This window comes from Neolewinella marina (genome assembly GCF_002631205.1).
Lineage (GTDB): Bacteria > Bacteroidota > Bacteroidia > Chitinophagales > Saprospiraceae > Neolewinella > Neolewinella marina.
This window is the reverse complement of sequence record NZ_PDLO01000002.1, coordinates 583935-606448: the sequence shown is the minus strand read 5'-3', so window position 1 is coordinate 606448 and position 22514 is coordinate 583935. Positions and strand designations below refer to the sequence as shown.

The following is a 22514-nucleotide window of genomic DNA, read 5'->3' as shown; positions in this document are numbered from 1 at the left end:
GTTCCCCGGCGGTCCACTGGGTGCCCCGCCTAGCGAACCAGCCGTTCCAGGAAATCATCCTTGTACGTACGCCCGATGGGGATGGTGAGGTGGTCCGGCAGGAAAATTTCGTTGCCGATGACCCGCTCGACGTGGTGGAGGTTGACCACGAATGACTTATGGACCTGCAGGAACTGCTGTCCGTCCAGCCGGTCGAGCCAGGCCCGCAACGAATCCGTGGAGAGGTGCTTTTTCTGGGCGGTTACCAGCTCGGTATAGTCTGCTCCGGCCTGGAGGTAGAGCACCTCCTGGAGGTTGATGCGTACGTGCTCGTGGCCCGATTTGATGAAGATGTCGACGGGATGCTCCGCCGTCGGGGCCGCCGGGCGTTGGGTGGGGACCTTGTTCACCGCCTTGACGAAGCGCTGAAAACTGAAAGGCTTCAGGAGATAGTCCACTACGTCCAGCTCGTAGCCTTCCAGGGCGAATTCGGAATAGGCCGTAGTGAGGATGACGGCGGGCGGGTGGGGAAGCGACTTGAGAAAATCGAGGCCGGACAGCTTCGGCAGGTTGATGTCAAGGAACATCAGGTCAATGGATTCCCGGCGCAGGTGGTCGGCGGCCTGGAGGGCATCCGGGTAGGTGGCCCGCAGGTCGAGGCTGCCGTAGTCGGTAATGTACTTCTTCAGGATCCGCTGGGCGGGCGGCTGGTCTTCGACGATCAGGCAATTCATGGGGCGGCGGTGCTGGTGAGTTGCAGACGGAGGTGGACGACGAAACGGGTGCCGGAATCCTCGATGCGGAGTTCGTGGGCCGGGCCGGGGTAGAGCAGCTGAAGGCGCTTGCGGACGTTGGCCAGGCCAATTCCACCCACAGCCGGGGTGTCGGCAATAACCGGGGCATAGTCGTTGGCGCAGCGAAAGACCAGGGTGCCGTCGGGCGTAAGCCGGAGGTCAATGTCGATGCGGATGTTGTCGGACTGCCCCGCCTGCCCGTGCTTGAAGGCATTCTCGATGAAGACCAGGAGGATGAGGGGGGCGATGCGGTGGTTTCCCGCGGACACCGGAGCCTGGAAGGATACCTCCCCCCGGTCTTCGATCTGTAATTCGTACAGGCGGGTGAAATTGCGCAGCTGCTCGATCTCCCGCGACAGGGGCACGTACCGCTGCCGGCACTCGTAGATCATGTAGCGGAGCACGGCGCTGAGCTCCAGGATGATTTCGGGCGTCTTGGGCGATTGTTCGATCGCGTAGGAATAGAGGTTGTTCAGGTTGTTAAACAGGAAGTGGGGGTTGATCTGGGATTTGAGGAACTCCAGTTCACTCTCCTGCATCAGACTCCGCAATTGCTGCACCTCCCGCTGCCCCCGGGCGGCGTCCCAGGCGAACTTTCCCGCCGCCAGGATGGTCATGATGGGCAGAATCTGGGAGAGGGTAAACAGGACGCCGGGGAAACTCCCGGCCCGCTTGCCCGCGAAGTAGATGGGCTCGAGGATGAGTTCCTCGGTCACGATCACCAGCACGATCACGGTGGCAACGCCGAGCAGGAAGCGGCCGTAACGGTGGCGGTAGATGTAGCGCGGCAGCAACCAGTAGCTGATCAGCAGGGTGGCCAGGGTGTACTGGATGAAATAGGTGACCTCAAAAGGCTCCAGATGGGGACTGGTCCGGTCGAAGGCGTAGAACAGGAACACCACCAGGTGCAACAGGAGCTGGTAGCCGATCTCGGAAGCCGTAATGGGAGAGCGGGCGGGCATGGTGACCAAGGTAAGTATCCCGGGAACGCCAGGACAAACCGCTTCCGGTGAACGGCACAATCCCTCCCCCCAACGCCGGGTGGCGGGTCGGACTGTCGTTGGCGGGGCGGGGATTGCCGTTCGGGGGAATGGATTTGCCGGTTACTGTGGGGAGTTCCATTTTTGAGGGACAATCAAGTTATACCCCGATGCACCACTTTACGCTGTCTGCTGCCCTTACCCTGCTCCTGGTCCTCTTGCACGGCACCTGCGTCCGCGCCCAGACCACGGTAACGGGCAGGGTGGTCGACGCATCCGGGGGGCAACCCATCGAATTCGCTACGGTGATGGTGGCCGATGCCGCTACCGGTACTTCCCGCGGCGGGACGACTACTGACCCCACCGGGAATTTCAGCGTAACGGCACCCCAGGGAGATTTCTACGTGGAGGTCAGCTTTATCGGCTTTCAAACCGCCCGCATCGACGACATTGAGGTAGCGGGGGGCGAGGCCAGTCTGGGCGTAGTTGAACTGGTCTCCCAGGGACAGACCCTGGACGAGGTGACCGTCCGCGCGGAGAAGTCCCAGACCGTATTCAAGCTCGACAAGCGGGTGTTCAACGTGGGGCAGGACCTCAGCAGTACCGGGGCCAGTGCCCTGGAGGTGCTCAGCAACGTCCCTTCGGTGACCGTAACCATGGAGGGGGCCGTACAACTGCGGGGAAGCGGCGGCGTGCAGATCCTGGTCGACGGCAAGCCCTCGGTGATCGCCAGTGAACAGGGTAACCTGCTGGGCACCCTGACCGCCGACATGATCGAGAGCGTGGAGGTGATCACCAACCCATCGGCCAAGTACGACGCCGAGGGGACCAGCGGCATCATCAACATCGTGCTGAAGAAGGAAGAGAAAAAGGGGCTCAACGGGGCCGTCTCCGTAAATACCGGCGTACCCGACAACCACAGCGTCGGGCTGAGCCTGAACCGGCGCACCGAAAAGTTCAACCTCTTCAGCCAGCTGGGCGTCGGCTACCGCTCCCTGCCCGAGGACATCACCACCGTCAACCGGGACCTGAGCGACAACACAAGTTTGTACAGCACCGGGGAGGAATTCCGCAACGAGACCTTCTACAACGTGGTGCTGGGCACCGATTACCACATCAACGAGCGGAACGTGCTGACGCTGTCGGGTAACTTCGCCTACGAGGTGGAAGACCAGCCGTCCTTCACGGAATTCCGCCTGGAGGACGCCGCCGGGGAAACCGCCTCGCGCTGGAACCGGGAGGAAACCACCGAAGCCACCAACCCCAAGTACCAGTTTGAATTCCAGTACAAGCGGGATTTTGAGGACCACAAAGACCACGACCTGCTCTTCAGCGCCATCGGCACCCTGTTCAGCAAGGACCAGGCCTCGGAATTCGTCAACACCACCCTGTCCGGGGACGACAGAAGCGGCCGGCAGCGCACGCGCACCGATTTCGGCGAGCAGACAAACACCTTCAAACTCGACTACACCCGGCCCTTCACGGAAAAGCTCACCGTGGAAACCGGGACCCAGTACGTCACCGACGACGTGCAGAACGACTATTCGGTCAGCAACTACCTGAACGAGGTCTTCGTCGAAGACCCCAGCCTGACCAACGTCTTCAACTGGCGGCAGAACGTGATGGCCGCCTACGCTACCGCCGGCTACGACCTGGGCGACTGGGGCGTGAAAGTGGGCCTGCGGCTCGAGAACACCGACCTGGAAACCGTACTCGAGACCACCGACGAGACCAACACCCAAAACTATACCAACCTCTTCCCCAGCGCCCACACTTCCTACCAACTGACGGAGGCCATCTCCTTCCAGGGGGGGTACTCCCGGCGGGTATTCCGGCCCCGGATGTGGGACCTGAACCCCTTCTTCAACCTCCGCAACAACTTCACCATCCGCACCGGTAACCCCAACCTGCAGCCGGAGTATACCGACAGCTACGAGCTGACGAGCATTTACATCCTGGAGCAGGCCTCGCTGAACTTCGGGGTGTACCACCGCTACACCACCGACGTAGTGGAACGGGTGACCACTTTCCAGGACAACGTGAGCATCAGCAAACCCATCAACGTAGGCACCAACCGGGCCACCGGGGTGGAATTCAATGCCAAGTACGAGCCATTTGAATTCGTGACCCTGACCGGCGACGTGAACTACAACTATTTCAAGCGGGAGGGGGAGCTGGAGGACGTCTCCTTCGACTTCAGTGCCGACCAGCTCAACGGGCGGGTAAGCGGAAAATTCGACCTGCCGCTGGACATCGACTTCGAAGTGACCGGCAACTACCAGAGTGCTTACCAGACCGTCCAGAGCGAAGTGTCCAGCTTCGTGTTCATGGACCTGGGCCTGCGCAAGCGGCTGTTCGAGGGCCGGGGGGCGATCAACTTCAGCGTACGCGACCTCTTCGCCTCCCGCATCGAGGAGCGGGTACTGGAGCAGCCCACCTTTTACCAGTACAGCCGGGAACTCCGGGGCACCTTCGTGACCCTTGGCTTCAGTTACGGATTCGGCAAGGGGGAAACCATGGAGTACCTCGGGCAGCGGCGGCGGTTCTGATCCTCAGCCGTCCGTTTCCACGGACACGGTCAGCCCGTCAACGGCATAGTCGTCGTCCACCGTCTCCAGATATACCCCCGCCACGGCGGCCTTCAGGCTCCGCAGGGTGGCGGCGGCCTGGGAGCGCGGCAATTCCAGGGTTACGGTGGCCCGCTCGGAGAAGTCCTGAGCGGCCATTTCCAGGTTCAGCTGACTCAGGGCGCCCATGACCGGCGTCATGAGGGCGTAGCCGAATTCCAGCGTCACGGTAGTGGTAATGGTACGTACGCCAAGGGGGGCTTCCTCGATACACTGGCGGGCGGCCTCGCGGTAGGCATTGATTAGTCCGGAGGTGCCCAGTTTCGTCCCGCCGAAATAGCGCGATACCACGATGACTACGTCGCTGATGCCGGCCCGGTCGATTTGTCCCAGAATGGGCTTCCCGGCCGTGCCGCCGGGCTCTCCGTCGTCGTTGGTGCGCCAGCGGTCCGGCCCCGGCCCCAGGCGGTAGGCGTAGCAGTGGTGGTTGCACTTCGGATGAGCGCGCCGCTGCTCTTCCTGTACGGCCAGGGCCTCTGCTTCATTGCGGACGGGGCGCAGTACCGCTACGAACTTGCTGCCGCGATCCCGGAATTCACCTTCGGACGGGCCGAGGGGGATGCGGTACTGGTCTTCGGGGAGCTCGGTTTCCATGGTGGGGCAATATACGCCGGGGTGGCCCGGGGCGAGGGGGCAGCCGCTCTCCTGGAAAGGAGGCAAACGACAGCTGTGGGACTGGTGAGATGGTCACGGTCAGACCTTTTGGGAAGGGTGCACTGTAGGGGTTGGTAGGGGAAGCGGTGCGGAGGTAGGGGCGGGGCCCGGGGGATAGTGGCCTGGGGATAGAAGTTTCGGGATAGTCTTCCGCGGATGGACGGCTCCCCTGAGTGGGTGGGAGAACCCACCCGACCGCCGCCGCGCTGGCTCCCCCCATCCGTCCTTACCACCGCCCACGCCGGTGGCCCTTCATCTCCTGGCAAAGGAGAACGAATCGGAGGGCAAAGGACAACCCGCACCCTTTCCGTCCGGTACCGGGGCACGGAGGGCAGATCGTCTATACTGTTGTATTGGTCCGACGGGGATGGGGGCAATCCGGAGGTAATTGATGCAGCAGGGGCACCGTCGGCAGACTTTCAAGGTAGGGTTCATGAATGAATAATGCAAACATTTTGTGGTATTTACTGCGACGAATACCGATCAACCCCGGGTGCCGCTCAGTTGTCTCCATTGCCATGTCGCGTACCTACAAGATCAAAGAGTGCTTCTACACCCTCCAGGGCGAGGGGGCGCAGGCCGGCCGGGCGGCCGTGTTCCTCCGGTTCACGGGGTGTAACCTGTGGAGCGGGCGGGAAGAGGACCGCCACGCCGCCGTCTGCAAGTTCTGCGATACCGACTTCATCGGCACCGATGGCACCAATGGGGGGCGCTACACGCTGGTGCAGTGCGTGGAACTGGTAGCCTCCCTCTGGCCCGGAGGTGGTCGTCCCTACGTGGTGTGCACCGGGGGGGAACCACTATTACAACTCGACGTGCCCCTCATTGAGGCGTTCCAGGCCGCGGGATTCGAGGTGGCCGTCGAAACCAACGGTACGCTGCCCGTTCCGGAGCAAATCGACTGGGTTTGCGTGAGCCCCAAGGCCGATGCTACCCTGGCCGTTTCCGTAGGGGATGAACTGAAGCTGGTTTACCCGCAGACGGAACCTTCCGCCCACCCCTCCCGGTTTGCCGAGCTGGCATTCTCCCACTTCTTCCTCCAGCCGAAAGACGAGGCCGGACAGAACCACCTGTCCGCTACGGTAGCCTACTGCCTGTCGCACCCCCAATGGCGCGTAAGCCTGCAGACCCACAAGATCATGGGCATCGAATAGGTAGAACCGGCTTATTTAGTCTGTTTACAAACTACGGCGTATCAGCTGTTTAGCCGAACAATAAATTGCCGGCAGGCCTTTTATTGGTGTATCTTTTAACCAATAAAACTACATACGACATGGAAGCCACCTGCAAAAATTGTAACCACTGGGAACACGAAGCTCCCGCAGTACAGAACCGGGAAAATTTCGGCGAGTGTGAAGTGCTCAGCGAAAGCGGCATGAAGTACGTTCTGCCCGTGCTGCAGAACCAGTCTGCCCCCACCGGTGCTGAATTCCTGACCGAAGCCAACTTCGGCTGCAATCACTTTTCGCCCGGACGTTCCTGATTACCCACGACATTTATCGACCGTCGAAGCCACGTTTCCTCCCGGAAGCGTGGCTTCGGCAATTCTAGCCCCCGCCGGGCCCAATGCCGCCCCAGCACAGGTACTTGATGGTGAGGTAGTCGTCGAGTCCGTATTTGGAGCCCTCCCGGCCAAATCCGCTTTCCTTGACGCCACCGAAGGGGGCAACCGTGGTGGAGATCAGACCGGTATTGATCCCGACCATCCCGTATTCCAGGGCTTCGGCCACCCGCCAGATGCGGGCGTGATCGCGGCCGTAGAAGTAGGCCGCCAGGCCGTAGGGGGTGTCGTTGGCCAGGGAAATGACCTCGGCCTCCGTATCAAAGCGGAAAACGGGGGCTACGGGCCCGAATATTTCCTCGCGAGCAAGGTCCATGGTAGCGTTCGCATCCAGCAGTAGCGTCGGCTGGTAACAGAGGGCGGCGGCGTCCGACCGGCCCCCGCCGAGGACAACCCGGGCACCCTTTTCCACCGCATCAGCCACCATTCCTTCCACCTTTTCCAGGGCGGCGGTATTGATCAAAGGGCCGATGTCGGTGCCCGGGGCGGTACCCTCCCCGACGCTCAAGGTGGCCACCTCCCGGTGGAGCGCCGCCACGACGGCATCATAAATACCCGATTGTACGTAGATGCGGTTGGCGCAGACGCAGGTCTGCCCCCCGTTGCGGTATTTGGAGACCATGGCACCCGCGACCGCGCCCTCAATATCCGCATCGTCGAAGACAATGAAGGGGGCGTTGCCTCCCAGTTCCAGCGACAGCCGCTTCAAGGTGGCGGCCGACTGCTCCATCAGCGCCTTGCCGGTAGCGGTACTCCCGGTGAAGCTGAGTTTCCGGATGCGGGGATCACTGGTCAGCACCTGCCCCACTTCCCGGGGGCGGCTCGTCGTCACTACGTTGAATACCCCGGCCGGAAACCCCGCCTCGGCGGCCAGGTAGGCCAGGGCCAGCGCGCAGAGGGGCGTATCCTCCGCCGGCTTCACCACTACCGTACAACCGGCTGCCAAGGCCGGGGCTACCTTGCGGGTAATCATGGCGATGGGGAAGTTCCAGGGGGTAATGGCGGCTACCACTCCCACGGCTTGCTTGATGGTGAGGATGCGTGAATCGCTCCGGTGGCTGGGAATAACGTCGCCGTAGGCCCGCCGCCCCTCCTCGGCGAACCACTCCAGGAAGCTCGCTCCGTAAGTGACCTCCCCCCGCGCCTCACTAAGGGGTTTGCCCTGTTCCGACGTCATCAACAACGCCAGGTCATCACGGTGGGCGTGCAACAGGTCGTGCCAACGGCGCAGCAGCGCGGAGCGTTCGCCTGCGGGCCGGGTACTCCAAGCGGGGAAGGCTGCCTGGGCGGCGGAAACCGCTCGTTCCGTTTCCGCTGCCCCCAGATCGGGTACTTCCCCGAGGGTGACCCCCGAAAAAGGGTTGTGCACGGGGAAGCGTTCACCGCTGTCCGCCGGGATCCAGTTCCCGTTTACGTAGGCGGCGGATCGCAAAAGACTGGGATGCTGAAGGTTCATGGCTAGGACTTTTGGTTCGGGTGGCGCTATCGAACACCGGAATTGGGGCAAGAGTACTATGGATACACCTGAACAACCAAAACAACAAAATATGCAACTCAAGAACCTGAAAGTCGCCGCCCTGGCCACCACTGGATTCGAGGAAGTAGAATACACCAAGCCCCGCAAGGCGCTGGAGGACGCCGGTGCCCAGGTTTCTCTCATCAGCCCGCAGTCCGGCAAAATCAAGGCCTGGGACGGCGACGACTGGGGAGGAGAACACGAGGTGGACGTAGCCCTTGACGCCGCCGATCCCGCCCATTACGATGCCCTCCTCCTGCCCGGGGGCGTGCTGAGCCCCGACGACCTGCGCATCAACGACCAAGCCCTTAAATTCGTGAAGGCGTTCTTCGAGCTGGACAAGCCCGTGGCCGTGATTTGTCACGGAGGGCAAACCCTGATTTCCGCAGGATTGGTCAAGGGTCGGACCATGACGGGCTACCAGTCCATCCGTCCGGACCTCGCCAACGCCGGCGCTACCGTTAAGGATGAAGAGGTGGTCGTCGACGGCAAGCTGGTTTCGAGCCGGAATCCCGGCGACCTCCCCGCCTTCAACCGAAAAATGATTGAGGTTTTCGCCCAGCGGGCGGCGGCCACTGCCTGATAAGGCGGGCAGAAAAAATTATATCGGATTAACTTTCTGAACGTCAGTGAACTACCCATGAATGAGCCCTGAAAGACTAAATTTTTGTCTGAAATGCTTGCACCATCGAATTCAGTGATGGTATATTTGCGTCGCAATCGGGCAGGAAGCTGCTCAAAAGCACACCAGGTTTGGTAGTTCAGTTGGTTAGAATGCCGCCCTGTCACGGCGGAGGTCGCGGGTTCGAGTCCCGTCCAGACCGCTCCCTGGTAACCCAACTCCTTGTACATCAAGGGGTTGGGTTTTTTTATTGTCAAAATTGATGTCAAACGCCTCTTGTCTTTGGCAGTAGCCCACTAACAATGGTCGCCTAAGACCAACCTTTGAAGCGGGCCAGGCGAAAGAAAGCATCGTCATGCTGCCACTGAGCCTGCATGTGTTTGACGTAGGCTTTTGTGTAAAGCCCTTTGTACTTCTTTGGCTTGCCTTTTGGCCAAGGTTGGGGAGCGGGCTTTGCCAGCCGCATCATCTTGCTTTCTGTCTGGCTAGCATACATCGCAGATGAAAAAGCTTTTTGACTGTAAAAGTGCCGGCCAATCATGTAGAGCTTGCGGCACTGGTTACCTGTTTTCGGGCAGATAAAGTACCAAACTTTTCCACGATCCTTTCCTAGGTTGCTGGGTTGGGGTGAAAGTCGTACCTGTTGCCTGACTATCTCTTCCGCCTTGGTTTGATAGCCGATGGTCAAGTATGCCACATCTTCGTGGGTTTCCATTAGTAGGGAAGCACTCCCATCGCTGCGGCCGCAATAGGACCACTGAATTGTTCCGTAGATACGCTCCCCTGTCCGAAAATACTTTCGATCAATCAGAAAGCGGAGGGGGATTGATTTATGGTGCTCGATGATCGGCGTACCGGGGCTGGGTCTTCCCATAATATATAACCTAGATAGTTAAGGATGCACTAAACTCAAAGGTACGAAATTTACTTCCAATATTTGGTGTAATTCACTGATAGATAGGTTATTGTAAATTGAATTGCCTGGATATTGTATCGGTTTGAAAAATTTAGGGTTGTAAAGTTGTTCTACCCCCGCCAACCCCCATCAATCAACTCCGCCTGTCCCAAGCTGCTCATCATCTCCGGAGCTTTTCCGCTTCCTGCTGCTGCTTTGCCGTTTACTGAGGCATGAAGGCCGTAGCGATAGCCTCCAGGCCCAGTGGGGCGTCCCCGGCCTACCATAGCAGGTCGCGGAGGGTGGTCACCTGAGCGGTGAGGTCGTTCGCCGGTCCACTTCCGCTTTTCGGCTATCACGTCCATGGGGACTATTATTTGGCTAACTTGCAGTAATCGTTTCAATAGGAAAACCTAGTTTTAGCACCTCGTTACTTATAAATATGAGTCTAGTCAAGTCCAAAAAGCGAGTCGCAGACCATGGGGAGGTGTTTACGCCGCAGTGGATGGTAGAGGCTATGCTCGATCTTGTCAAAGCTGAAACGGAGCGTATTGACGCCCGCTTTCTTGAGCCAGCTTGCGGTAGCGGCAACTTCTTAGTAGCTGTCTTGCGCCGCAAGCTTGCCGCCGTTGAGATGCGGTACGGGCGGTCCCAATTCGAGCGGAGGCAATTCGCGCTCCTTGCGCTTATGAGCCTGTACGGGATCGAATTACTGGCGGATAACATCGCCGAATGCAGGGCTAACCTTTTGGATACGCTGGTCGAAGCACAGGATTTGGACGAATCGGACGACCTTTACCGCGCTGCCTCTCATGTGCTCAACTATAACCTCGTCCACGGCGACGCGCTTGCCATGCACACAATCGCAGGCGAGCCAATCACGTTCGCCGAGTGGGGATACTTGGGGAAGGGAAAATTTCAGCGGCGCGATTTTCGGCTTGATGTGCTGACCCAATCAGCGGCCTTCAGCGCCAAGGATTCACTCTTCGCGCATGTGAATAAGCATGAACTTTTCACGCCCATTCAGACTTACCCGCCAGTAACGTTACGCGACCTTGCCGCAGCAGCGAATACCAACCTTTTGCAATCCCCATGAGTCAGCAAGCCCGGTTCGTCCTCCGGAGTCGCAACCCTGACGTACTCTCGTGCATCGCGAACCTTTCCAACGACGAGGTCTTCACGCCGCCCGAGTTTGCGAGTAAGATGCTCGACACCCTCGCAGATGCGTGGGCCGCCGATCACAATGGGGCCAACCTTTGGGCCAATTCCGACGTGCGATTCCTCGATCCGGTCACGAAGTCCGGTGTGTTCCTCCGCGAGATCACCCGCCGCCTGTCCGACGGGCTGGCTGAGCAGATGCCGGACCTCGAAGCGCGCGTAAATCATATCCTGACGAAGCAGGTCTTCGGCATAGGCATCACCCAGATCACGGCACTGCTCGCGCGGCGAAGCGTGTACTGCTCGAAGCGCGCCGACGGCCAGCACTCCATCGCCCGCAGCTTTGACGATGCCGACGGCAACATCTGGTTCGAGCGCACAGAGCACACTTGGGAGAAGGGACGGTGCGTCTTTTGCGGCGCGAGCCGAGATACCTTAGACCGAGGCGATGACTTTGAAACCCACGCTTACGCCTTTATCCACACCAACAACATCACCGCTCGCATTGCCGGGCTATTCGGAAACGACATGCAGTTCGACGTAATAATTGGCAACCCTCCTTACCAACTTTCAGACGGCGGCCACGGAACGAGTGCCGCGCCCATCTATCAACTATTCGTGGATCAGGCTAAAAAGCTCGATCCGCGCTTTCTTGTGATGATCATCCCATCTCGATGGTTTTCGGGAGGGAGGGGGCTGGCCGAGTTCCGCGACTCGATGCTCAACGACGACCGCATCCGCTCAATTGATGACTACCTCAGCGCATCCGACGTATTTCCCGGCGTCGGTCTGAAAGGCGGTGTCTGCTATTTCGTATGGAATCGGGACAATCCAGGCCGCTGCCGCATTCGTACCCATTATAAGGACTGGCCTGTCTCGGAGGCTTCGCGTTCATTAATAGAAGAAGGGGCAGACATTTTTCTTCGGTTCAATGAAGGAGTTTCGATCCTAAAGAAGGTTATTAGTGTAGAGAGTGGCAACGACGAATTTCTAGCACTTCCTGAAGGAAAGCGCTTCGCCGATCTCGTCAGTTCATTGAGGCCATTTGGATTTCGGACCTATTTTCGCGGCAAGAAGGTTAAATCGACAAACGATGTTCTGATTTACCAGAACGGAGGAATAGCTTACGTAGATCGCGACTCTATCTCGACCGGCCAGGAGTTAATCGATAAATGGAAGATCTATATTGGCCGCGCCGCACCAGGGACAGGAAACAAAGACACGTACCCACACCGCATTCTCAGCACGCCTTTTGTGGGAGAGCCCGGTTCCGTCTCGTCAGAAACTTACCTGTGTATTGGGCCTTTCGACTCAAAGACAGAGGCTGAGAATGCATTGTTGTATATCACATGTCGCTTGACTCGCCTTCTGGTTCTCCTTCACAAGCCGTCTCAAGACGCGACGCGGAGGGTGTACACATTTGTACCTAAGCAGGACTGGACTAAACAGTGGACCGACGAGATGCTGTACGAAAAGTATGGCATCACAGAAAACGAGGTTACGTTCATTGAGTCCATGATCCGCCCGATGGAAGTTGCCAATGACAAATAAGCCTTCAATTGAAGAGATACTCGCGCCCAAACCCGAGGTGCGCCTTTACATCTACGCATGGTCACCCGACGAGCCGCCTGCTGCATACGAAGGGTTGATCAAAGTAGGACAGACAACGTTGGACGACGTTAATTTCCGAATAAGGCAGTCACAGGGTCAAATGCGGCAAGCGTACACGCTGCACTTGACCGCCCAAGCGGAGCGTCATGACGGGACGACCTTTCGGGACAAAGACGTGCGGCAGCGCCTTATAGAAAAGGGCTTTGAGAACGTCATTGTTGAAGGGTCAATTGAGTGGATGCGCTGTACCCCGGACGATGTGAAGACGGCCGTTACCGAATTACAACGGGGGCTCCGGCTAACCGGCACACACCATCAGACGTTTTTGATGCGCCACGAGCAGCGTGAGGCCGTCGAAAAGACACTCTCATACTACAACTCGATCTGGGAGGAGGACTCGAACGCCGTCCCACGCTTTCTTTGGAACGCTAAGATGAGATTTGGCAAGACGTTCACTACCTATCAGCTTGCCAAGCAAATGAACGCACGGCGCGTGCTCGTGGTCACATTCAAGCCAGCCGTAGCCGATGCGTGGCAAAGCGACCTCGAACAGCATGTCGACTTCGACGGCTGGCAATTCTTCTTACGCACAACGGACAGCAATCCCGAAGCCGCCGACCCTGACAGACCGCTTGTCTACTTTGGATCGTTCCAGGATTTACTCGGTACCGATGAAGCAGGCAACATTAAGCTCCGGAACGAGTGGCTGCACACCCTAAATTGGGACCTAGTTGTGTTTGACGAATATCACTTTGGCGCGTGGCGCGAGACGGCCCAGGAGCTTTTCGAGGGAGAAGAAAACGCAAGCGCTGACCTCAAAGGCGAATATGGCACTAACCTGTCCGGCCGTAAAAATAAAAAGGCCACCATTGAGGACTTTGAGAAAGAGTTCACCGAGTTAGGGGACTCGGAGACCAACTTCTTACCCATCACCACGCGAGCTTATCTCTACCTCTCCGGCACTCCGTTCCGTGCCCTCTCCACGGGCGAGTTTATCGAGGAGCAGATATTTAACTGGACCTACACCGACGAGCAGCGCGCCAAAGAACAGTTTGCGATAGAGCATCCTGAAGAGATCAATCCTTATGCCGCGCTCCCCCAGCTCCGCCTCTTAACCTACCAAATGCCGGATGAGCTATTAGCGATTGCCTCAGGAGGGGAATTTGATGAGTTCGACCTCAACGAGTTTTTCAAGGCCTCGGGACGAGGCGCAGCCGCGCGATTCAGGTATGAGCGTGACGTCCAGAAGTGGCTAGACGTCATTCGCGGTGACTACGCCCCGGCAGCACTCGACAATCTCAGAACCGGGACGCGCCCTCCTTTCCCATATTCGGATGTTCGGCTCTTGCCCTATCTCCAACATGCCTTTTGGTTCATGCCGAACGTGGCCGCCTGCCACGCGATGGCGAACCTGTTAAGGGCGCGGCATAACATATTTTGGCGAGATTATACCATCGTCGTTGCCGCCGGGGCGTCTGCGGGAATCGGGCTGGATGCGCTTCCACCCGTTCGCCGGGCTATCGGAAGTGGGTTTGATACGAAAACTATTACGCTCTCTTGCGGCAAGCTAACAACAGGTGTTACAGTTCCCCAGTGGTCGTCGATCCTCATGCTCCGCAACTTGCGGTCGCCAGAAACCTACTTCCAGGCCGCTTTCCGCGTACAATCACCGTGGTCCATCAAAAATCCTCATGGTAATAACCCTAACGAAGAGGAAGTCCTGAAGCCAGTCTGTTATGTCTTCGACTTCGCACCTACGCGAGCTCTCCGCCAACTCTCCGAGTACGGAATTGGACTTTCTCCAAATGAGCCCAACCCTGAACAGGCAGTTAGCGATCTTGTTTCTTTTTTGCCTGTCCTCGCTTATGATGGCGCGAACATGACTCAAATTGATGCGGGCGGAATTCTAGACATAGCAATGGCGGGCACATCAGCCACTCTGCTGGCTCGCAAGTGGGAGAGCGCGCTGCTAGTCAACGTGGACAATGAAACCCTTCGGCGCGTATTAAACGATCCCGAAGCTCTTGCGGCCGTGGAGCGGATCGAGGGCTGGCGTTCCCTAGGTGACAATATTATTGAGACCATCATCAACAAGAGTGATAAGATTAAGGAGATCAAAGCAAAAGGTAAAGAGCGAGACCTCTCCACGAAAGAGAAGAAAGAACTGACGGCTGAGGAAAAAGAGTTTAAGTCGAAGCGCAAACAGATTCAGGCGAAGCTGATCAAGTTCGCTACGCGAATCCCCGCATTTATGTATCTGACCGATTATCGCGAAAACACGTTGCAGGACGTAATAACTAAGCTTGAACCCAACCTCTTTCTGACCGTCACCGGTCTGACCGTTGAAGACTTCCATCTCCTTGTAAGATTGCGGGTATTTAACACCGAACAAATGAACGCGGCTGTTTTTGCGTTCCGGCGTTACGAAGATGCTTCACTACGTTATACAGGAATTGAGAGTCACGAAGGGCTTACTCACTACGGGCTGTACAACACCGTGGTAGCAAAAGAGTGAGAGTTTATTTTCCCCTCATCCCCTTCACGAATGAAAAAATCATTCTCGACTAGCAATAGGTGAAACATAGGTGGGTCGTGAAATTCTCAAGAAATATGGAGAGGCATCCATTGGTTGTCATATTTCAGAAATGCCCGCTCATCAGCAGTAAGTTCCTTCAAGTCATCATTGGCGTACCAAGCATTGATGGGTAAATCATCAGCGTCAAGAAGTTCCCCGGCCTGATTGCGGCTCCAGCCCGCTGGCATCTGCGGCGGACTCGGCTGAGAGTTTTTTTCCGTGGGCTTTATCACTGCTTGCCCATGCATCCTTTGGTGAAATTTATGTGTAGGCGTTGGGGTCAAGTCTTTGTAGCGGATCCCATGGTCAGCACATAGAGCAAAAAGTGTTCCTAAGGTTGCACTACCAGGGCTCCGGAGAGCGGCATCAAATTGCTTATCGGCTTGTCCATGCCGGTATTTTGGATAGAATCGTGAAAGGCGGTGAAAGTACCCCCTTCCCCCTTCGCCTAAACCGGCGGCTAGTGAGCGAGCTAGTCCAAACCAATCAAGGTAACTAGGTGCTATGTCGATTTGCGATTGCTCAACTGCGTCTACGCAGACCTTAACGCGTTCTTCCTCCGTGGTCCGGGGAGTTGTAATAACACACAGCTTTGGCGCTTCAGGAAAACCATCAAAAGCTGGAGCGTGATGATTGAAGTACGCATCAGGATCGTAGCTGTAGAACCTTGCACGGGCTACGTTACGGCAAGCAGAATCCACTCGGATACCATAGGTTAGGAGCCACGATTTGAGCGCATCAAAATGATCTTGGTGGAGTTGGGGATACTTTATTGGCACGATAACCATATAGCCATTGCCCCGTACGGATCGGCCGACATAGGCGGCATTGGCGAGATTGCGAAGTTGCCCATCCAGTACGTCCCAGTTCTCAAGGTGCGGGTTATCGTCAGCATCAATGTCCAAACAGATAAGCCCAGAATGCTGCAGTAAGTCCTCATCTTTTCGTCCATCTGAAAAGGTGCCGGAAACAGTTACCAGGGGCAGCTCCTTTTTCATTTTCTTCTGCCTGGTAGGGTCGGCTTCGGCACGGATCGCTTCGACTAGTCCTCGGTGCTTATCTGAGGTTAACCAGGTAAGAAGGTTTATTGTCTTCGCTTCGTTCGTGGACAGCACGTTGGGATAAGAACTGACCAAAACGTTCAGGACGGAGGTGTCTGTCGCAGTACTCATACTTTTCCCGATTTAGCGTTGAGAATGGCAGGCTGAGGATTACCCACCGGGACAATGGGACGTTGGGACGGTATCCAGGGGGACGCCTTGGGTGTCTGATTATCAATGCTTTGCAATGTCCCTCTGCCAACTGTCTCGCTGTCCCATCGTCCCAGGGGGGACTCCTTGTGGGTAGGAGTGCCGCCCTTGTTTCCGCTCTTTACCCCTAAGGATTTACAGTACCTATGCAGTTTGCTTTTTGACACCTTCGCGTGTCGTGCCGCATCGCGAATGCTCATCCCGCTTCGCACCAATTCGGCACCTAACTTTTCGGCTTCGCTTGCCGGTTCATCAGCTTCAAGACTCTCTTTACTATCTGGGAAAGAGTGATAGACGTCCAAGCTCACTTCCGTCAGTATTTCAGTAATCCGGAGGGCGGCAGTAAAATCCTTATCTGTGCATACGATTCGCTCTGGTAGCTCTTCTAGGCTGTGGTATATTCGTAGCGTAGACAACAGCATGGCAACCCGGAAATGAATGAGGGCGAGACGGGTAAATACTCCAAAGGCATCCTGACCAGTGGCGCTCAAGAAAATGGGGAGTTTTTTCCGGTAGTACGCCACAAAGGCTTCCTCTTGCTCTTTGGTACAGCAAAAAATAATGTGCTCGTCTAGACCTTTCAGGTAAGTGTAGAGCTGATAAACTTCTACCCCCAGCTTCTTGAACTCATCTTCGTAACTGGCTTTTGAAGGGTCGAAGACATTCCGAAACGATGTCTCCGGTTCGATGGTCAAGTAAAGGAAGCGGCTGAATAGGCCATTGCGAACGTTCGGAGTCAACCGGCGTTGTTGATCCGGGGTGCCGGTTAGTAGAACGGCAAGCTCCGGCCGTTTGATTTTCGCACTCCGGTCTACGTCCCGGCGGGTCATGGACACTGGCTCATGGTGAAAGCATTTACGTAAAACGTCGGAGTATTTTCCATGGTCGCTGGCCAATGTCTGAGCTAGGGTATCACCCTCCGTTTCGCACATTATTCCCTTGCCGCCGTTGTCGGCTAAGGTTTGAATAAAGGCGGACGCGGAGGAGTTGGCAGCGATAACCAGCCCCACTTCTTGCGGCCGGCTTCCTTTACGTTCCTCCGCGTCCAAGGCAGCCCAGGCTTTGCAGTTGCGTTCGTATTCCCTTTCGAGTTCATCTTCGATAGGTGCAAGGAGGTGGCGTGCAAAGCTCGCACCGCCCTTTCCAGTACCGTAGTCCCCAATGATAAACACGTACAGTTGGGGAGAAACTAGTTTCCCGTCGTAAACACCTTGGATGTTCGGCGTCACACCTGACAGCAATGCAAGGGCACTGACGAGAAAAACCTGTTTATCGTTCGGCTCTACTAGCAGATGGACGCCTTCGCGAAGTACATAGGGAAGGGCGTCGATAAGGTCCGCATCAAGTAAAGCAGGTGATGGTTTGGGGCTATTACTTTTCTCTCCATACGAAGCTCCGGGAGGGATGATAGCTTTGGTTGTTTGGTTAAGATTCATGTTTCCACGTTTGTGGACCTTCCAGCTACTCCTTACCTTTAATCCGTCACAGATTTTATAGGAAAGGGGTTGCTTACGGGCGGCCCTTTTTTATTGGTAGGTTACTGTTTGATGAGGGCTAAGACTTCCTGCCTTTTGAAGCGGACTTGCTGATTGCCGAAAGGATACTTGGCCAGCTTTCCTCGCCGCACATAATTGTCTATAGTTGCTGTGCTTACATTCAGCAAGCGGGCAGCTTCTCTCTTTTTCAGGTACTCCTCCCCCTGGCCACCAGTGGGCAGCTTCATCAAGGTCAGGCAAGCCTTAACGGCGCGAAGGGTGGTTTGCTCCAGAAGCTCTTCCAGTTCGGCCGGCGTAGTAAGGATGATGTTGTTTGTACTCATGGCATCATTGATTTAGTGATGCCACAAAGAAGGGGGGGGCGCTTTCTGCCAAATCTGCCATTTCTGTTTTTGGCAGTTTTGGCAGTTTTTCTACAAGGCGGAGTGCAACTCTACTCGGTCTTCTTTTTGGTCTTCAAGAGAGTACAATGGCATTCGACTAGAGCCATCACTAATATTAGTGTGAAAGTGAGTGGCAGCGACGGGGCAAAACTCTTGAACGGTCGGGGTGGGTCCCATGAACAGCCCTTTCATTCTAATCACGTCCCATAGGATCGGTAATCTATTTTTCTTTTTAAGCCACTTACCGTTTTCGGTAATCCACCGCAGTTCGGTAAGTGCGGTTTCAACCTTGTTTAAGGTGATTCTGTCGAAATAAGCTAAGAGCCCATTTGACTCTTCCGGCTGTTGTAGCTTGGTAGTCGCTCCTCCTACTGCCCTCAAATAGTCATTGAGAAAATCCCGGTAAACGCTATACATGAAATAGGTGTGGTCAGCATTTCGCCGCGCTATCTCAGCCTCCCGCTGTTGGGTTACGATGCCGCTATCTCTAACCTTTTTAGTGTCGCGTGGGGTGTTGTCAGCAACTTCTTTTTCGTGAGCTATCTGCTGTTGCTGCTGTAGAAGTTGTTCCCAGCGAGATAAGAACTCGGCTACTTGTTCTTCAACCACTTCGGGCCGATCTTCATACTTGGCGAGCACCTCCTTCCAGTGGGCGCATTGTCCGGCAAGGATGGCTTGTTCACTTATACCGCTCCATTTTGCATTGTCAGGATAGAGGTTCCAGTTGGCGCGAATAATTTCAGCAACCCGGTCCCATGTTTCAACTCCTACTCGCCGTTTGGTAGCTTCAAGGGCAGTCAAGGCTTGCAAGTGTTTCGTACGCTCGATGTCATCTAATGGCGGACGGTAGTCCTCCGGAACGGCTTCCCAACTAAGGTGCCAAGGCAAGATCGTTTCCCTGGGTTCTCCGCCGGCAAGAAGGTTCCAATGCCTAGCGCTTAGCTCCCCCTGTAAATAGTCCAGGGCGACTTCGGCGTCTTCTCCGCATATTCCTTCTAGGTACAAATGTGGTGCTTCGCTCTGCGTTAACTCCTCTAAGTAGGTGACAAAATGGGTTGGGGGGGTAGGCCATTCCAAGCCGATTTCCCCGGCTGCTTCCCCCCGTCTCCACGCGTTTCGCAACCGCAATTTCAGGTCAGGGTGACTGTACTCTTCCATCAGTCTCCAGCGACCCACATAGTCCAGCGGAGGATGAGTGACGTGTCGCGCTTCAATGCCCTCCGGAAGATTAGTGGCGAATACTTCACCCGTTTCCGGCACTATCAGTTCACCAGATTTCGGGTCAAATGCTTTTACGACGTTCTCCCCTGCTAGCCGTAGGAAAAAGGAAGCCAACCGTCTGTAGGCTAAAGCCCGGCAATTGACTTCTAATTCGTAAATCGCACGAAGTTGTTCATTTGTCCAGTCAGTACCGGGTTCCTTGAAGTGGTTAAGATCGCTTCTATCTCGAGCAGCGACTTCCTTCCATTTTCTGTAAAGCCGCGCAAATTGATGTCCTAACTCGCTAGGAGTAGCTAACTCCATCTCGATTCGTCGCAAGCCCTCATTTAGGTTAGCAATGTGTTCCAATACACATTCTGCTTGAGCAGGTTCGGGAATTGAACTTACACCTGAACGCTCTAGGCGATCGACCGTTAAGTTGACTACTTTCTGAGCCCACTTTGGACTAGGGTGTATATTTGCCATGCACATTTGTTTGCGGTGGTGCACCATTGATACCAAGCGGGCTGCCCCGTCTTATTCTATCCATCGCTGGAACGGTACCGCCAAAATAAGGCAGCCTCATTTGTGGCAGGATGTGCTCAAATTCAGGTTTTGGGAGGTCCGTATCACCCTTGAACGTGTTAGCCTATTTTTAGGCGGCTATTTGATGCCAGTAGCAGAGGAAGCGGAATGTCCTCTATTTAATTGTTTCCGACTGAGCCAACAAAAGCGGGGGTGGATTGCTCAAGGAGTTTTTTAGTGGCTCGCTCCTTTTGGAACTTGCGGACAGCCTCCAAGCGTTCAGCGAAAAGGTCAGCTGCCCTCTCAGGCGTTGTGCAGATGTACTTAAAGAAAGTGTCCTCTCGGGCGTGGCCAGTGATTTGCATCAGCAGGGCAGCGGGAAAACCAAGTTCGTAAAAGTTGGTGGCGAAAGACCGGCGGGCATCGTGGCTTCTAATCCGTTCGTACTTTGGGAATGATTCGGTCACTGTTTTGCCTGCGCGAGTATGAGTATGGGTCATGCGCTCATCAAGCCCGGCCAGTTTAGCGGCGACTTTGATGTTTTCGTTGTACGTCTGATCTGCCGTCAACGGTAACTTCCAATCGTACTTTTCTAGAATGGCCCGGGCCTCTGGCATCAGAGGGATGTGAACGTATTTGCTAGATTTGCCAGTGTAAATTTTTATTTGCTCATTCCCCTTGTCGCTGACGTAGTAGTGATCTCGAGTCACCCGCTTTGCATCACTTCGGCGTAATCCTGTGTAAGCGTTCAGGACAAATAAGTCCCGTGCCTTTTCAAGGTGGGGTTGGTCGGAAAGGTCACAAGCTAGAAACTGGGCTAGCTCATCTTCATTGAGATAATGGCGGTATGCTGCTTCCTCTGATAATTTGAACTCAGGTAAGAGGTAGGCTTTATTTTCGTGAAAGCCCTTGGCCCCTACATCAGGCCCGGCAGCTTTCATAATGTGTCTCAATCGATAGAAGATATTGGCCACTTGGTTATGGCTCAGGTCGAACTCCTTCCGCTCTAGAAAAGCCCGAAACTTGCGGGCAAAGGATTTGTCAATCTCTCTCCAGTAGATCGATTTGTTGGTGTGTGCTGCGTACCTTTCTAAGTACGTCGCAGTGGTAGCGAGAGGGTCAAAGTTCCGAGGGTTGCTGGCTGTAGCTTTTTGTTCCTCAACGTAGAAACGTGCGAAGCCGTCAAGGGTGTTGATAACCTCTTTTGGCAAACCAATTTTCCCGTCTCGCTCTTCCACCAACCTTTCTTTCAGGTCTTCAGCTGTTATGCGGGTGTTGTCAGTGTAGATGCGGAGGGCTAGGTCTTCCCACTTGTCAAGAATGGCGTTGATGCCTCTTGCGTGGTTACCGTCTAGGTTGGCACGACCATCTAATCGCTTGCGCTTCTTGTCCCAATAGGATGGGTTGACACTTATGCCAGGGGCAAACCGAATGCGCCCCCCATTTACAGTCATGGTTAGATAGACTGTTCCACTCTCTTTGGTAGCATTGTAAATGTTGAAGTTGACTTTTGGCAATCTGTGTGCCATAACTGATGTCATTTGGCAGTGAAAAGGTGAGTCAAAGCTACGTAACTGCCAATTCAGTTGCCAAAATATTTTACCTGTTTTTGTTAGGTTTAGCCTTGAAAACCTTGCTGTGTAAAGGTCTTGGCGGCTGAAGTCGATCAAACTCAGAAATTCGTAAAAATTACCGTCGATCCCGTCCAGACCGCAAAGGGTCTCCCAGTTTGGGAGGCCCTTTTGCGTTTTACGATATTGGGTACGCAGTGTACCGAATACAAAAAAGGGCCCGCCGGATTGGCGGGCCCTTTTCGTTTGTGGGGATGTCGGGGGCTACTTGAAGAGGTTTCCGAGTCCGCCGGCGAGTCCGCCGGACTTGTCGCCGTCTTTATTACCCCCCAGCATACCCTTGGAAAGGCCGCCAAGCAGGCTGCCGGCGTCGAGGCCAAGAACGGACATCAGGCTGCCCTGGTCGATGCCATCGCTGTCGCCGGCCTCGCGGGTCTTGCCGGCCAGCTTGTTCAGGATCATGGGCAGGGCGATGGTGCTCACCTTCTGGGCCATGGCTTCGGGGATCCCGAGGCGGCTCGTGAGCTTGTTGATCATTTTGCCCGCGATGCCCTGGTAGACGAGGTTCTGCATCAGGCCACCCCCGGCGGAGCCGTCCGAAGCACTCTTCACCATGTCGAGGATGCCGCCGATGTTGCCACCACTGATGGCGCTGGTGACGCCTTCGTGGATGGATTCCTTAGCCAGGGGCACAGCCTGTTCGGCCTGGGCGGCCCCGAGGCCGGTTTGCTGGGTGAGGGTGGAGACCACCTGCCCTTTAACTGCGTCGATGATGGATTCTAGCATGGTTGCTCAGTTTTGGTTCAGATGTAGTATAACGAAAAAAGCACTACCGGGGAGGGTAGTGCTTTTCTCGTGGGTGGTCTTAGTAGCAGAGCTGCGGTGCCGGCTCGTTGCGGGCGTACCGGAGGATCGCTTTAACGATGCGCTGCCGGGGGCTGAACCGCACCTTGGGCAAGTTGGCCTGGGCTTCGACCAGGCGGGTGAGCTCGGTAACCAGGGCCGGATCGGCGGCGAGTGCCGCCTCGGTGGCCTGCACCTGGTCACGGCTAGCCTCACCGTAGACGTAGGCTACTAAATCTTCTTGGGTAAACTGTTGCTTCATGGAAAGAGTGTT

The 22514-nt window shown here is 55.8% G+C and carries 19 protein-coding genes and 1 tRNA gene; 8 read left to right on the top strand and 12 right to left on the bottom strand.

Annotation, left to right across the window (positions count from 1 at the left end; genetic code table 11):
- Window positions 1-29 precede the first annotated feature (29 nt).
- A complete protein-coding gene (locus CGL56_RS07950) occupies window positions 30-713 on the bottom strand; it encodes a LytR/AlgR family response regulator transcription factor (protein WP_099105989.1) in 684 nt (227 codons plus the stop codon).
- Complete coding sequence (locus CGL56_RS07945; protein ID WP_099105988.1) at window positions 710-1735, bottom strand: sensor histidine kinase; 1026 nt, start codon at window positions 1733-1735, stop codon at window positions 710-712. Before CGL56_RS07945 ends, CGL56_RS07950 begins: the two co-directional genes overlap by 4 nt.
- 188 nt (window positions 1736-1923) lie before the next feature.
- Between CGL56_RS07945 and CGL56_RS07940 the strand changes: the two genes are divergently transcribed.
- Window positions 1924-4302: a TonB-dependent receptor domain-containing protein gene (locus CGL56_RS07940; RefSeq protein ID WP_099105987.1), complete on the top strand. Its 2379-nt coding sequence runs from the start codon at window positions 1924-1926 to the stop codon at window positions 4300-4302.
- A 3-nt stretch (window positions 4303-4305) separates the two neighbouring features.
- Here the strand turns inward: CGL56_RS07940 and CGL56_RS07935 are convergent, their stop codons facing one another.
- Window positions 4306-4974 (bottom strand): IMPACT family protein, encoded by a 669-nt coding sequence (locus CGL56_RS07935; RefSeq protein ID WP_099105986.1) that lies wholly within the window; start codon window positions 4972-4974, stop codon window positions 4306-4308.
- 578 nt (window positions 4975-5552) lie between these two features.
- Here CGL56_RS07935 and queE point away from each other — a divergent pair.
- Entirely contained in the window at window positions 5553-6188 is a 636-nt protein-coding gene (gene queE, locus CGL56_RS07930; protein ID WP_099105985.1) for a 7-carboxy-7-deazaguanine synthase, read from the top strand.
- 119 nt (window positions 6189-6307) lie between these two features.
- Entirely contained in the window at window positions 6308-6517 is a 210-nt protein-coding gene (locus tag CGL56_RS07925) for a hypothetical protein (RefSeq protein WP_099105984.1), read from the top strand.
- A gap of 64 nt (window positions 6518-6581) precedes the next feature.
- Here the strand turns inward: CGL56_RS07925 and CGL56_RS07920 are convergent, their stop codons facing one another.
- Window positions 6582-8051, bottom strand: a complete 1470-nt coding sequence (locus tag CGL56_RS07920; protein WP_099105983.1) for an NAD-dependent succinate-semialdehyde dehydrogenase — start codon at window positions 8049-8051, stop codon at window positions 6582-6584.
- A gap of 91 nt (window positions 8052-8142) precedes the next feature.
- Here CGL56_RS07920 and CGL56_RS07915 point away from each other — a divergent pair, with 91 nt between their 5' ends.
- Complete coding sequence (locus CGL56_RS07915) at window positions 8143-8694, top strand: type 1 glutamine amidotransferase domain-containing protein (RefSeq protein ID WP_099105982.1); 552 nt, start codon at window positions 8143-8145, stop codon at window positions 8692-8694.
- A gap of 167 nt (window positions 8695-8861) precedes the next feature.
- Window positions 8862-8935, top strand: a tRNA-Asp gene (locus tag CGL56_RS07910).
- A gap of 108 nt (window positions 8936-9043) precedes the next feature.
- Here the strand turns inward: CGL56_RS07910 and CGL56_RS07905 are convergent.
- Window positions 9044-9607, bottom strand: coding sequence for a hypothetical protein (locus tag CGL56_RS07905; protein WP_099105981.1), 564 nt, complete (start codon window positions 9605-9607; stop codon window positions 9044-9046).
- A 463-nt stretch (window positions 9608-10070) separates the two neighbouring features.
- Between CGL56_RS07905 and CGL56_RS07900 the strand changes: the two genes are divergently transcribed.
- The 3 genes from CGL56_RS07900 to CGL56_RS07890 are packed head-to-tail and all read left to right on the top strand — an operon-like array spanning window position 10071 to window position 14912.
- Window positions 10071-10724, top strand: a complete 654-nt coding sequence (locus CGL56_RS07900; RefSeq protein ID WP_099105980.1) for a DNA methyltransferase — start codon at window positions 10071-10073, stop codon at window positions 10722-10724.
- A complete protein-coding gene (locus CGL56_RS07895) occupies window positions 10721-12337 on the top strand; it encodes an Eco57I restriction-modification methylase domain-containing protein (RefSeq protein ID WP_099105979.1) in 1617 nt (538 codons plus the stop codon). The genes CGL56_RS07900 and CGL56_RS07895 overlap by 4 nt, the downstream gene beginning before the upstream one ends.
- Window positions 12327-14912: a DEAD/DEAH box helicase family protein gene (locus CGL56_RS07890; RefSeq protein ID WP_099105978.1), complete on the top strand. Its 2586-nt coding sequence runs from the start codon at window positions 12327-12329 to the stop codon at window positions 14910-14912. Before CGL56_RS07895 ends, CGL56_RS07890 begins: the two co-directional genes overlap by 11 nt.
- An 86-nt stretch (window positions 14913-14998) precedes the next feature.
- On the opposite strand, the gene CGL56_RS07885 is transcribed toward CGL56_RS07890, so the two are convergent.
- The 7 genes from CGL56_RS07885 to CGL56_RS07855 all read right to left on the bottom strand — a co-directional run bounded on the left by CGL56_RS07885 (window position 14999) and on the right by CGL56_RS07855 (window position 22502).
- Window positions 14999-16144: a BT4734/BF3469 family protein gene (locus tag CGL56_RS07885; protein ID WP_099105977.1), complete on the bottom strand. Its 1146-nt coding sequence runs from the start codon at window positions 16142-16144 to the stop codon at window positions 14999-15001.
- Window positions 16141-17658, bottom strand: coding sequence for a DUF3987 domain-containing protein (locus CGL56_RS07880; RefSeq protein WP_099105976.1), 1518 nt, complete (start codon window positions 17656-17658; stop codon window positions 16141-16143). Before CGL56_RS07880 ends, CGL56_RS07885 begins: the two co-directional genes overlap by 4 nt.
- Before the next feature lie 101 nt (window positions 17659-17759).
- A complete protein-coding gene (locus CGL56_RS07875; protein WP_099105975.1) occupies window positions 17760-18041 on the bottom strand; it encodes a helix-turn-helix transcriptional regulator in 282 nt (93 codons plus the stop codon).
- Window positions 18042-18131: 90 nt separating this feature from the next.
- Entirely contained in the window at window positions 18132-19787 is a 1656-nt protein-coding gene (locus CGL56_RS07870) for a hypothetical protein (RefSeq protein ID WP_143470659.1), read from the bottom strand.
- Between the two features lie 218 nt (window positions 19788-20005).
- Complete coding sequence (locus CGL56_RS07865; RefSeq protein WP_143470658.1) at window positions 20006-21496, bottom strand: site-specific integrase; 1491 nt, start codon at window positions 21494-21496, stop codon at window positions 20006-20008.
- 165 nt (window positions 21497-21661) lie between these two features.
- Window positions 21662-22183, bottom strand: coding sequence for a DUF937 domain-containing protein (locus CGL56_RS07860; protein ID WP_099105972.1), 522 nt, complete (start codon window positions 22181-22183; stop codon window positions 21662-21664).
- Between the two features lie 79 nt (window positions 22184-22262).
- On the bottom strand, window positions 22263-22502 hold the full coding sequence (locus tag CGL56_RS07855) for an anti-sigma factor (RefSeq protein ID WP_099105971.1): 240 nt from the start codon (window positions 22500-22502) through the stop codon (window positions 22263-22265).
- Window positions 22503-22514: the final 12 nt, after the last annotated feature.